Source organism: Streptomyces sp., assembly GCF_031178505.1.
Classification (GTDB): Bacteria; Actinomycetota; Actinomycetes; order Streptomycetales; family Streptomycetaceae; genus Streptomyces; species Streptomyces gulbargensis.
This window is the reverse complement of the sequence record NZ_JAPSIW010000121.1, coordinates 1-12432: the sequence shown is the minus strand read 5'-3', so window position 1 is coordinate 12432 and position 12432 is coordinate 1. Positions and strand designations below refer to the sequence as shown.

Annotated in this window: 10 protein-coding genes and 1 riboswitch; of the genes, 8 read left to right on the top strand and 2 right to left on the bottom strand. The window is 73.7% G+C overall.

What is annotated here, in order from left to right; genetic code table 11:
• From RIF68_RS11635 to RIF68_RS11620, 4 genes are all read left to right on the top strand, one after another.
• Positions 1–929: hypothetical protein (locus tag RIF68_RS11635; RefSeq protein ID WP_309051110.1), on the top strand; the 929-nt coding region annotated here is incomplete at its 5' end.
• A gap of 321 nt (positions 930–1250) precedes the next feature.
• Positions 1251–2723, top strand: a complete 1473-nt coding sequence (locus RIF68_RS11630) for an aldehyde dehydrogenase family protein (RefSeq protein ID WP_309051109.1) — start codon at positions 1251–1253, stop codon at positions 2721–2723.
• A 30-nt stretch (positions 2724–2753) separates the two neighbouring features.
• The gene (locus tag RIF68_RS11625; RefSeq protein ID WP_309051108.1) at positions 2754–4319 is read left to right on the top strand and encodes an amino acid permease; all 1566 of its coding nucleotides are present in this window, start codon (positions 2754–2756) and stop codon (positions 4317–4319) included.
• Entirely contained in the window at positions 4316–5911 is a 1596-nt protein-coding gene (locus RIF68_RS11620; protein ID WP_309051107.1) for a GMC family oxidoreductase N-terminal domain-containing protein, read from the top strand. The genes RIF68_RS11625 and RIF68_RS11620 overlap by 4 nt, the downstream gene beginning before the upstream one ends.
• Before the next feature lie 78 nt (positions 5912–5989).
• On the opposite strand, the gene RIF68_RS11615 is transcribed toward RIF68_RS11620, so the two are convergent.
• Both RIF68_RS11615 and RIF68_RS11610 read right to left on the bottom strand, forming a co-directional pair.
• The gene (locus tag RIF68_RS11615; protein ID WP_309051106.1) at positions 5990–7318 is read right to left on the bottom strand and encodes a nucleotide sugar dehydrogenase; all 1329 of its coding nucleotides are present in this window, start codon (positions 7316–7318) and stop codon (positions 5990–5992) included.
• Between the two features lie 134 nt (positions 7319–7452).
• Positions 7453–7704, bottom strand: a complete 252-nt coding sequence (locus RIF68_RS11610; RefSeq protein WP_309051105.1) for an EF-hand domain-containing protein — start codon at positions 7702–7704, stop codon at positions 7453–7455.
• A gap of 99 nt (positions 7705–7803) precedes the next feature.
• Positions 7804–8006, top strand: a riboswitch (cobalamin riboswitch).
• A gap of 64 nt (positions 8007–8070) precedes the next feature.
• On the opposite strand from RIF68_RS11610, the gene RIF68_RS11605 reads away from it, so the two are divergent.
• The 4 genes from RIF68_RS11605 to RIF68_RS11590 all read left to right on the top strand — a co-directional run bounded on the left by RIF68_RS11605 (position 8071) and on the right by RIF68_RS11590 (position 12418).
• Positions 8071–9108, top strand: coding sequence for an ABC transporter substrate-binding protein (locus RIF68_RS11605; RefSeq protein ID WP_309051104.1), 1038 nt, complete (start codon positions 8071–8073; stop codon positions 9106–9108).
• 29 nt (positions 9109–9137) lie between these two features.
• Positions 9138–10193, top strand: coding sequence for an iron chelate uptake ABC transporter family permease subunit (locus tag RIF68_RS11600; RefSeq protein ID WP_309051112.1), 1056 nt, complete (start codon positions 9138–9140; stop codon positions 10191–10193).
• Positions 10190–11029, top strand: a complete 840-nt coding sequence (locus tag RIF68_RS11595; RefSeq protein WP_309051103.1) for an ABC transporter ATP-binding protein — start codon at positions 10190–10192, stop codon at positions 11027–11029. Before RIF68_RS11600 ends, RIF68_RS11595 begins: the two co-directional genes overlap by 4 nt.
• A 174-nt stretch (positions 11030–11203) precedes the next feature.
• A complete protein-coding gene (locus RIF68_RS11590) occupies positions 11204–12418 on the top strand; it encodes a phosphatidylserine/phosphatidylglycerophosphate/cardiolipin synthase family protein (RefSeq protein WP_375165156.1) in 1215 nt (404 codons plus the stop codon).
• Positions 12419–12432 lie beyond the last annotated feature (14 nt).

Genomic DNA, 12432 nt, shown 5'->3' with positions numbered 1-12432 from the left:
GCGTGACCCTGCTGGTCGCCCTGGTGCTGCTGTGGTGGCGCAGCCCCTGGCCGAAGCGGGGCCGTTTCGTCGCCTCGGTGGTGGCCGCTGCCCTCCTCGGGGCCGTCCTGCCCGATCGGCCGGCGCCCGCTCCGGACCGCGCCGCCGGGGCCGCCGCCCGCGCCGACGCGAAGCCCATGGCCTCCCCGAGCCGCTTCCCCGGCTTCCCGCGCCCCTCGCGGACGACGCCCGAGCCCACCATGCCGACCGTCCCGGACTTCACCGGCGACTCCCTCGACATCGCCTTCCCCCGCTCACGGCGGCTCGGACTCACCGTGAGGTACCACGACGCCTCCGACGGGAAGCGGCGGGTGGAGGGGCGCTCGCTGTGGAAGGTGTGCTTCCAGAAGACGTCCGGCACCCCCGGCGATCCGGCCGTCGACTTCGCCGTCGTCCGCGACGAGGAACCCTGCCCGCCGGCCGAGGGCCGCCCGGTGCCCTGGCCGAGGATGCCCGAAGTGGTCTGGATGACCTGGCGCACCGCCGTCGCCGAGGTGGTGGGAGCGGGCGTGCCCGAGGACCGGCTGTACGCCGAGGCGGCGTACCTCGACGACGTGCTGCCCGCAGAGGGGGCGTACGAGAAGTGGCGGGTGTGCCGGCAGGACCCCGCGGAGGGTGAACCGGTCACGGACGAGGTCCGGGCGGTGACGCTCTCCCTGACCGCGCCCGGCACCGGCTGCCCCGACCCCGACCGCGGCCGGGACGCCCGGCTGCCGGACCGCGACGGCGACGGGGACCCCGACCGCCTCGACCCGTACCCGGGCGACCGCGACCGCACCCGCCTCCACCCCGACGGGCGGCCGAGCGGCTCGGACTCCTGGGGCGGCTCCGGTGGTTCGGGCGGCTCCGGCGGCGGCTGGAGTCCCTGCCGGCACACGCGGTGGTGCTGACCGCTCCCCGGTGAACCGGGCGGGGCCTCGGCCGACCGCCCGCCACCCCGCTCCCCGGTGAACCGGGCGGCGCCCGGCCGGCCGCCCGCCACCCGGCCCCCAAGTCCTCCTCGGGGAACGGCCGCTGACCCTCCGTCGGAAGGCGGCCCGTTCCCCGGAGTTGACGCCGGACCCTTCTCCCTCCGGGCGCCGCCCGCGCGGACCCGAGCCCCTCCTCACGCGCGTGTGGAACCTCACATTCGGCATGGAACGCGAACGCCGGGTGAGGCACCCGTCCGCAAGGACGCGCCGCAAGGGCGCTGACCAGGAGGAACGAGAAGCATGCCCGAACTCTTCATCGGCGGAGCCTGGCGGTCCGCGCTCGACGGCCGGACCCGGGAGATCCGTTGCCCCGCCGACGGAAGCCTCGTCGCGGTCGTCGACGAGGCCGGCGGCAAGGACACCGTCGAGGCCGTCGCGGCCGCCCGCCGCGCCTTCGACGAGGGACCGTGGCCCACCACCCCGGCCGCGGAGCGGGGCGACCTGCTGCTGCGCGTCGCCGGACTGCTGGAGCGCGACAAGGACGCCCTGGCCCGCGCCGAGTCCCTCGACACCGGCAAGCGCCTGGTGGAGAGCGCGTACGACATCGACGACGTCATCGCCTGCTTCCGCTACTTCGGACGGCTCGCCGGGACCGAGACCGGCCGGGTCGTCGAGACCGGGACCCCCACGGCCGAGAGCACCGTCGTGTACGAGCCGGCCGGGGTCTGCGCACTGATCACTCCCTGGAACTACCCGCTGCTCCAGACCGCCTGGAAGGTGGCCCCGGCCCTCGCCGCCGGCAACACCTTCGTGCTCAAGCCCAGCGAACTCACCCCGCACACCGCGGTCCACCTGGTGCGGCTGCTCACCGAGGCCGGGCTGCCCGGCGGCGTCGCCAACCTGGTGCTCGGGGCGGGCCCCGAGGCGGGCGCGCCGCTCGCCGAGCACCCCGACGTCGACCTGGTCTCCTTCACGGGCGGCGTGCGCACCGGCCGCCGCCTGATGGCGGCCGCCGCCGCCACCGTGAAGAAGGTCGCCCTCGAGCTGGGCGGCAAGAACCCGAACATCGTCTTCGCGGACGCCGACTTCGACGCCGCCGTCGACATGGCGCTCACCGCGGTCTTCCTCCACTCCGGGCAGGTCTGCTCGGCCGGGGCCCGGCTGCTCGTGGAGGACCGGATCCACGACCGGTTCGTGGACGAACTCGTCCGCAGGGCCGGAAGCATCCGCCTCGGCGGCCCCTTCGACGAGGACGCCAGGACCGGGCCGCTCATCTCCGCCGAGCACCGCGCCAAGGTCGAGGCGTACGTGGCGAAGGGCATCGCGGAGGGCGCGGTACTGCGCTGCGGCGGAGCCCGGCCCGGGGGCGCGGACTTCGAGCGGGGCTTCTACTACCTGCCGACCGTGCTGGACGAGTGCCGGGCGGACATGGAGGTCGTCCGCGAGGAGTCCTTCGGCCCCGTCCTCACCGTCGAGCGGTTCCGCGACGGCGACGAGGACCACGCGGTCGGCCTGGCCAACGACACCATCTACGGCCTCGCCGGCGCCGTCTGGACCGGCGACGAGGCGCGCGCCCGCCGGATGGCCCGGCGGCTGCGCCTCGGCACGGTCTGGATCAACGACTACCACCCGTACGTGCCGCAGGCCGAGTGGGGCGGTTTCAAGCAGTCCGGCACGGGCCGGGAGCTGGGCCCGGCGGGCCTGGCGGAGTACCGCGAGGCGAAGCACATCTGGCGCAACACCGCGCCGGAGCCGCAGCGCTGGTTCGCGTAGTCCGCCCGTCCCACCGTCGAGGAGTCACCCATGACCGCAGCACCGCCCGGGCCCGCCGTGGCCCGTGACGACGACGAGCTCGCCGAGTTCGGCTACCGGCCCGAGCTCAAGAGAACACTCGGCACCTTCCACACCTTCGCCGCCGGCATCTCCTACATCTCCATCCTCACCGGCACCTTCCAGCTGTTCTACTTCGGGTTCGCCAGCGGCGGACCCGCCTACTGGTGGTCCTGGCCGATGGTCTTCGCCGGCCAGTTCATGGTGGCGCTCTGCTTCGCCGAGCTGGCCGCCCGCTACCCGGTGGCGGGCTCCATCTACAACTGGTCCAAGAAGGTGGGCAATCCGCACATCGGCTGGCTCGCCGGCTGGATGATGCTCCTCGCCTCGGTGGTGTCGATCGCCGCCGTCGCCCTCGCCTACCAGCTGACCCTCCCTCAGATCTCCTCGGCCTTCCAGATCGTCGGGGACGGGACGGGCCCGTACGACACGGCGACCAACGCGGTCCTCCTCGCCGCCGTGCTGATCCTCTTCACCACGCTCGTCAACGCCTTCGGTGTGAAGCTGATGGCGCGGATCAACACCGCCGGCGTCTTCCTCGAACTGATCGCCACCGTCGCCCTCATCGTCCTTCTCGCCGTCAACGTCGTGCGCGGCCCCGAGGTCGTGACCGACACCGCCGGCACCGGCACCGGCCAGCCCTTCGGCTACCTCGGCGCGTTCCTCGTCGCCTCGCTCGCCTCGGCGTACGTGATGTACGGCTTCGACACCGCCGCCTCGCTCGGCGAGGAGTCCCTCGACCCCTCCCGCAACGCACCGCGCGCCATCCTCCGCGCGATCGTCGCCTCCTTCGTCCTGGGCGGCCTCATCCTCATCCTCGCCCTCATGAGCGTCTCCAGCCTCAAGGGCGGGAAGATCTCCACCGACGGCCTCCAGTACGTCGTCCTCGACGTGCTGGGCCCCACGGCCGGCAAGGCGATGCTCTGGTGCGTCCTCATCGCCGTCACCGTCTGCGCGCTGGCCGTCCACACCGCCGCCGTCCGCCTCGCCTTCGCGATGGCCCGGGACAACAACCTGCCCGGCGCCGCCCGCCTGTCGAAGGTCAGCCCCCGCTTCGGCACCCCGGTCCTGCCCACCGTGATCATCGGCGTCCTGGCGCTGGCCATCCTGCTGGTCAACATCCGTCAGCCGCAGATCTTCACCGTGGTCACCAGCATCGGCATCATCATGATCTACCTCGCCTACCTGCTGGTCACGGGCCCCATGCTGGTCGCCCGGCTGCGCGGTCGCTGGAAGCCGGCCGAGGGCAAGTTCTCCCTCGGCCGCTGGGGCCTGCCCGTCAACATCCTGGCCGTGCTGTGGGGCGCGGGCATGACCCTCAACCTCATCTGGCCGCGCGCCGCCGTCTACAACGCCACCGCCCCCCACCACTGGTACCTGCGCTGGGGTGCCGTCCTCTTCGTCGGCGCCATCGCGCTCGGCGGATTCACCTACTACTGGTTCGTGCAGCGGCACCGCACCGGAGTCCTCGCCGAACACGCCGCCGCCCCGGCCGCCCCCGAACAGCCCGCCGCACCGAAGGAAGTCGCCGCCCGATGACCGATGCCACCCGCACCCCCGCAACCCGCACCCACGACACCCACGAGACGTTCGACTACGTGGTGGTCGGCGGCGGCACGGCGGGCAACGTCGTCGCCGCCCGGCTGAGCGAGGACCCGTCCGTGTCGGTCTGCGTCCTGGAGGCCGGCCCCAGCGACGTGGGCGACGACAACGTCCTGAAGCTGGAACGCTGGATGGGCCTCCTCGAATCCGGCTACGACTGGGACTACCCCGTCGAACCCCAGGCCAGCGGCAACAGCTTCATGCGCCACGCCCGCGCCAAGGTCCTCGGCGGCTGCTCCTCGCACAACTCCTGCATCGCCTTCTGGGCCCCCGCCGAGGACCTGGACGACTGGGCGGCGGCCGGCTGCGCCGGCTGGAGCGCGGCGGACCTCTTCCCGCTCTACCGGCGCCTGGAGAACAACGACGCGCCCGGCGACCACCACGGCCGCACCGGGCCCGTGAAGCTGCGCACCCTCAAGGGCGGCGACCCCTGCGGCACCGCGCTGCTGGAGGCCTGCGCCCAGGCGGGCATCCCCACCACCCCGTTCAACACCGGCCGGACCGTGGTGCGCGGCGCGAACTGGTTCCAGATCAACTCGGACGAGAACAACATCCGCCAGTCGTCCTCGGTCGCCTACCTGCACCCCGTCATGGGCCGGCGCCCCAACCTGGAGATACGCACCGGCGTGCGCGCCAAGCGGCTCCTCTTCGACGGCGACCGCTGCACCGGAGCCGAATACCTCGACCCCGACATGATCCACAGCCGGACGGTCCGCGCCCGCCGCGAGGTCGTCGTCTCCTGCGGCTCCATCGACACCCCGAAGCTCCTGATGCTCTCCGGCATCGGCCCGGCGGAACACCTGCGCGAGGTCGGCGTGGACGTCCGCGTCGACGCGCCCGGAGTCGGCGAGAACCTCCAGGACCACCCCGAGGGCGTGATCATGTGGGAGGCCAAGCAGCCCATGACCACCACCTCCAGCCAGTGGTGGGAGGCCGGCATCTTCTACGACACCGAGCCGGGGCTCGACCGCCCCGACCTGATGTTCCACTACGGCTCGGTGCCCTTCGACATGAACACCGCCCGGCACGGTTACCCCACCTCCCAGAACGCCTTCTGCCTCACCCCGAACGTCACCCGCGCCAAGTCGCGCGGCACCGTCCGGCTCCGCACCCGCGACTACCGTGACAAGCCGAAGGTCGACCCCCGCTACTTCACCCACGAGCACGACGTCCGGGTGATGACGTACGGCCTCAAGCTGGCGCGCCGCATCGCCGCGCAGCCCGCCCTCGCCGGCTGGGCGGGCGCCGAACTCGCCCCCGGGCCCGAGGTCCGTACCGACGACGAGCTGCTCGACTACATCCACAAGACCCACAACACCGTCTACCACCCGGCCTGCACGGTGAAGATGGGCGCGGACGACGACCCGACGGCGCCGCTCGACGCCCGTCTGCGCGTGAAGGGCGTGCGCGGCCTGCGCGTCGCGGACGGCTCCGTGATGCCGGACCTCGTGACCGTCAACCCGTGCATCACGACGATGATGATCGGCGAGAAGTGCGCGGACCTGCTCCGCGAGGACGCCCGGGCCTGACCGGGACGCGGCCGTACGCCGGGCCGGACGGCCACCGGGCCGGCGTACGGCGCGGGGCGCCCGGCCCCCGCACCCGGCTCACGCGGCGGGTTCGGGGGCCGGGTCCTGTCGCGACGGGCGGCGGTTGCCGACGCTCCGGTAGAGCGCGGGCGTGCGGTGCAGGACCGGGGCGGGCAGGCAGTTCTTGGCGTCGAGGACGATCCGCGGCTCCGCCATCCGGGGCACCAGCTCCTCCCAGTCGGCGCCCGTGAGCTCCGGCCACGCGGTCAGCACGAGCACCGCGTGCGCTCCGGTCACCGCGGACACCAGGGAGGCGTGCGCCACCGCGCGCGGCGCGGCGCGGCGCAGGTCCTCGGCCGTCATCGCCGGGTCCCAGACCCGTACCACCGCGTCGTGCTCGTGCAGCAGCGGGATGACCGCCCGGCTCGGCGCGGCCCGCAGGTCGTCGCTCCACGGCTCGTACCGCAGCCCCAGCACGGCCACGTGCAGTCCGTTCAGGCGCCCCCCGGCGCTCTCCAGGAGCGTCCGCACGAGCAGCCCCGGCCGGCGGACGTTGGTCTCGATCGTGGCGTCCAGGAGCGGGGTGTCGATGTTCCGCTCCCGGGCCCAGTGCGCGAGCGCGAGGGTGTCCTTCGGCAGGCAGGAGTCGCCGAAGCCCGTCCCCGGCGTCAGCAGGGCGGGACCGATCCGGGGATCCAGGCCGACCCCGAGGATCACGTCGTCGATGTCGAGGTCCCCGTCGGCGCAGAGCCCGGCCACCTCGTTGGCGAAGCTGATCTTCGTCGCCAGGAAGGCGTTGCTCGCGTACTTGATCATCTCCGCGCTCGCCGGGGTCGTCGTCACCCACGGGCAGCTCACCCACGCGTAGAGCTCACGGCACCGGGCGAGCGCCGCCGGGGCGTGCGTGCCCACGACGGTACGGGCCGGGGCCTGCCAGTCGTCCAGGGCCCGGCCCTGGTTGAGGAACTCCGGGTTGTACACGAAGCGGTCGCGCAGGTGCGGGTGCTCCTCCAGCAGGGCGTCGCTCGTGCCGGGCGGCACCGTCGACTTGAGCACCACCAGCGGCGAACCCTCCAGCTGGGCCGCCTGCCGCACCGCCTGGCGGACATGGGAGAGGTTGGCCGTGCCGTCGGGCGCGGGGGGTGTGCCCACGCTCAGCAGCACCGCGTCGACCGGATCCGCGGCGGTCGCCTCCTCCAGGCACCCCACGAAATCCAGCCGCCCCGTCCGCAGCACCGACGCCAGATGCTCCGCGAGCCCCGGCTCGTACACCGCCGGCTCTCCGGCCCGCAGCCGCGAGAGCCGCTCCGCGTCCTGCTCCACACCGACCACCCGGTGCCCGTGCCGCGCGAGCGCCACCGCGCCCGTCAGGCCGACGTACCCCTGCCCGATGACCGCTACCCGCATGGCACTCCTCGACGCTCGTGGGTCCCCGTCTCCCACCGAAACACAGAACGTGAGGAAGTGCCCTGTTCTGGTCACCCTCCGCCGCGCCCGGCCGGCGCACGCGTGCGGTGCCCGGCCCGTGTCACGGGCCCGGGTCACCAGCCGAAGCGGCGGTCCGCCCAGGTCGCGAACTCCTCGAAGGTCAGCACGCAGTCCCCGTTCTGGTCGGCCGCGTCGAAGAGGGCCGCCGAGGCGTCGACGTCCCCGACGCCCCAGGGCGGGATCACGCCCCGCGCCACGAGCGTCGGCCCCTTCTCGCGCAGCGCGCGCATCACCTCCATCCGCGTCAGGGTGCCGTCGTGGTCGAGATCGAGCGCGTCGAAGAGAATGCGGGCCTTGTCGCTCATCGCTGTCCTGCTTCCGTGTGACCGTACGCGCCGTCCGGCCGACGCCGCCTGACCGGAAGGACGCCCCTTCCGCCCGCCGGGTTGCCCGCGCACCCCCTGTGGTAATTTGCCCGGGCCAGTCGCACTCCGCGTGTACGTCCCGTACGCGACGAGTCAGGGAATCCGGTGGGAATCCGGAACTGACGCGCAGCGGTGAGGGTGACGGGCGGAGCATCGGCCACTGGGCGGTACGACAGGCCCGGGAAGGCGCTCCGTCCGGACGACCCCGAGTCCGAAGACCTGCTGGCGGCCCCGGCGTCGTACCGTCGCCGGGGAGCACCGTACGACAGGCTCCGCGTATGAGCCGTGGCCGCTAAGGACGCTTCCGTGCCGCTCGCCCGCCCCGCCCGTACCGCCGCGCTGCTCCTCGCCGGCGCCCTGCTCGCCGCCGGCTGCGGGGGAGGGGGACCGGCACCCGCCCCCGCGAAGGGCGCGGCCTCCGGTTATCCCGTCACCCTCGACAACTGCGGGCGCGCGCTCACCGTCGACCGGGCACCGCGCCGTGCCGCCGCCCTCGACCAGGGATCGGCGGAGATCCTGCTCTCCCTCGGCCTGGCCGACCGCATGGTGGGCACCGCCACCTGGACCGACCCGGTGCTGAAGGGGCTGGAGAAGGAGAACGCGAAGGTGCCCCGGCTCGCCGACCGGTACCCCTCCTTCGAGAAGGTCCTCGACACCGAACCCGATCTCGTCACCGCCTCCTTCCTCCACACCGTCGGCACGGGCGGCGTGGCCCCCCGGGAGCGCTTCGAGAAGCTCGGCGTCCCCGCCTACGTCTCCCCGTCCGACTGCGCCGGCAAGGACAACAGCGGCGACGGCGACGGCGTGCGCACCCGGCCGCTGACCATGGACGCCGTGTACGGCGAAGTGCGCGACCTGGCCCGGATCTTCGGCGTCCCGGAGCGCGGCGAGAAGCTCGTCGCGCAGCTGCGGGCCCGGGTCGCGAAGGCCACCGCGGGCGACGACTTCTCCGACGCCTCGGTCCTCTACTGGTTCTCCGACGCCGAGGCGCCCTACATGGCCGGCTGCTGCGGGGCGCCCGGCATCGTCAGCGAGACGCTCGGCGTGAAGAACGTCTTCGACGACACCCGCGAGGAGTGGCCCCAGATCAACTGGGAGACCGTCGCCGACCGGGACCCCGACGTCCTCGTGATCGCCGACCTGACCCGGCGGGCCCAGTCGGCCGAGAGCGCCGCCAAGAAGATCGAGTTCCTGGAGTCCCACCCCGCCACCCGGAACATGACCGCCGTGAAGCACAAGCGGTACGTGCTGCTCAGCGGCCAGGCGATGAACCCGACCATCCGGACCGTCGAAGGCGTCGAGAAGGTGGCCGCGGCCCTGCGGACGTACGGACTCGCGCGGTGACCGCCACCCCCGCCCGGACGCCGGTCCGGATGTCCGGCCGGGCGGCGGCCGCCTTCCGTGGCCGCCGCTGGACCCTGCCGCTCGCCGGCGCCGCCGGGCTCGCGCTGCTCTGCCTCTCCGCCGCCGCCGCGATCACCGTCGGCCCCGCCGACATCCGCGTCGGCGACGTCTGGTCCACCGTGGCCGCCCACCTCGGCGCGGGCGCCACGGAACTCTCCCCGATCCGCGACGGCATCGTGTGGAACCTGCGCCTGCCCCGTACGCTCCTCGCCGCCGTGTGCGGGGCGGGGCTGGCCGTCTGCGGCGTCGTGATGCAGTCGCTCCTGCGCAATCCGCTCGCCGACCCCTTCGTGCTCGGGGTGTCCTCCGGAGCCTCCACCGGAGCGGTCGCGGTGGTCGTCCTCGGCGCCGGCGGGGGAGCCCTCTCCGTCACCGGGGGCGCCTTCGTGGGGGCCGTCTGCTCCTTCGCCCTCGTGCTGCTGCTCAGCCACACCCTCGGCGGGTCGACCGACCGGGTGGTGCTCGCCGGGGTCGCCGCCATGCAGCTGTTCTCCGCCCTCACCTCCTTCGTGGTGATGACCGCGGCGGACGCGGAGACCACCCGCGGGGTCCTCTTCTGGCTGCTCGGCTCGCTCGCCGGCGCGAGCTGGACCGACGTCGCCGTCTGCGGCGCGGTGCTGGCCGCCGCCCTGCTGCTCTGCGGCGGTCACGCGCGGACCCTCGACGCCTTCGCCTTCGGCGAGGACGCCGCCGCCGCCCTCGGCGTCGCCGTCGCCCGCACCCGTCTCGTCCTCCTCACCGTCACCGCCCTCCTCACCGCCGTCCTCGTCTCCTCGGCCGGCGCCATCGGCTTCGTCGGCCTCGTCCTGCCGCACGCGGCCCGCGCCCTCGCCGGCCCCGGCCACGCCCGGCTGCTGCCCGTGACGGCCCTCGCCGGAGCGGTCTTCCTCGTGTGGGCCGACACCCTCGCCCGTACCGTCCTCGAACCCCAGGAGGTCCCCGTCGGCGTGGTCACCTCGCTGATCGGCGTCCCGGCCTTCGTCCTCGTCCTGTACCGCACCAGGAGCGCCGGGAGCAGCCGGTGACCGCGCCCGCCGGGACGGGGGAGGGACTGCGGGCCGAGCGCGTCTCGCGCACCGCCGGCGGCACCCTCGTCCTCGACGGCGTCAGCCTCTCCCCGCGCCCCGGCACCGTCACCGGCCTCCTCGGACCCAACGGCTCGGGCAAGTCCACCCTGCTGCGCCTGCTCGCCGGGGTCCTCGCCCCCGACACCGGTGTCGTCACCCTGGACGGCCGGCCGCTCGCCGGAATCGGGCGCCGGACCGTCGCCCGGCGCCTGGCCACCGTCGAGCAGCACGCCGACACCCAGGTCGACCTGACGGTCGCCGACATCGTCCGGCTCGGCCGGGTGCCCCACCGCCGCGCGTGGACGCCCGCCTCCGCCGCGGACGAGGAGGCCGTACGGTCCGCCCTCGCCCGTACGGGTCTGGCCGACCGGGCCCACCGGAGCTGGCGCACCCTCTCGGGCGGTGAGCGCCAGCGCGTCCAGATCGCCCGGGCCCTCGCCCAGGACCCCCGCGAGCTGCTGCTCGACGAACCCACCAACCACCTGGACATCCAGCACCAGCTCGACCTCCTCTCCCTGATCGCGAGTCTGCGGCTGACCAGCGTGATCGCCCTGCACGACCTGAATCTGGCGGCGCTGTACTGCGACCGGCTCGTCGTCCTCAAGGAGGGCCGGGTGGTGGCCTCGGGCGAACCGGCCGACGTCCTCACGGAGGAGCTGATCGCCGACGTGTACGGCGTCCGCGCGGCCGTCACCCGCCCCGATCCGGCCGGACCGCCGCACATCCGCTTCCTCGGCACGCTGACGTCACGGGCGGACGACCTCGTGAGCGGCCCGGCGTCCCGGGCGGACTGACGCCGGCGAGCCGGCGGACGCCAGGCCCGCCGACGCTCCGGCGGGCTACCCGGACGGGCCGTGGAAGGGGCAGGTGGGCGGCCGTGGAGCCGGGGCCGGGGGGTCGGTACAGTCGGCTCGTCCCGACGGTAGCCGGACGTACGGGGCGGACTCCTCCGACCGGCAGGGGTAGCCATGACCAGTAGACCCAGCACACCGGACCCGGCCGCCGGGACCGCAGCCCCCGCCACCCCGGCCGGGCGCAAGCAGCGGATGCGGCGGCGCCTGGAGCGCCTGATCGGCATCGCCGCCACGGAGGGGAACGCGCTGCGCGCCCTGCGCAACGGCGACGAGATCTTCCCGGCCATGCTCGACAGCATCCGCACGGCCCGGCACACGGTGGACATGATGACCTTCGTGTACTGGCGGGGCGACATAGCCCGGCAGTTCGCCGAGGCGCTGGCGGACCGGGCCCGGAACGGCGTGCGGGTGCGACTGCTGCTGGACGGGTTCGGCAGCCGGCTCATCGAGCGGGACCTGCTGGACCTCATGGACCGGGCCGGCGCCGAGGTCGCGTGGTTCCGCAAGCCGCTGGTCCTCTCCCCGCTGAAGCAGAACCACCGCTGCCACCGCAAGGCGCTGATCGTGGACGAGTCCGTGGCCTACACCGGCGGGGTGGGCATAGCGGAGGAGTGGTGCGGCGACGCCCGCGACGAGAACGAGTGGCGCGACACCCACGTCCAGGTGCGGGGCCCCGCGGTGGACGGCATCGCGGCCGCCTTCGCGCAGAACTGGGCGGAATGCCATGACGTCCTGTTCGACACGCGCGACCGCTTCACCGAGCACGAGCCGCAGGGCGACTCCGTCGTGCAGGTGGTCCGCGGCTCGGCCAGCCTCGGCTGGCAGGACATGCAGACCCTCATCCGGGTGATGCTCGAATCCGCCGAGCACCGCTTCCGCCTCGCCACGGCCTACTTCGCGCCCGACGCCTACTTCGTCGACCTGCTGTGCGCGACGGCCCGCCGGGGCGTCGACGTGGAGATCCTGCTGCCCGGGCCGCACACCGACAAGCGGGTCTGCCAGCTCGCGGGCCGGCGCTTCTACGAGGACCTCCTCGCCTGCGGCGTCCGGATCTTCGAATACCAGCCGACGATGATGCACGCCAAGATCATCACCGTGGACGGGGTGGCCGCACTGGTCGGGTCGACCAACTTCAACCGCCGCTCGCTCGACCACGACGAGGAGGTCATGCTGGCCGTCCTCGACGAGCACTTCACCGCCACCCTGGACGGTCACTTCGACGAGGACCTCCGCGCCAGCGAACGGATCAGGGCCGGACGCTGGAGGAAACGATCCGCCTTCCACCGCGCGCAGGAGGCGGCGGTCGTACCCATCCGCCGCTTCCTGTGACCGCGCGGGGCACG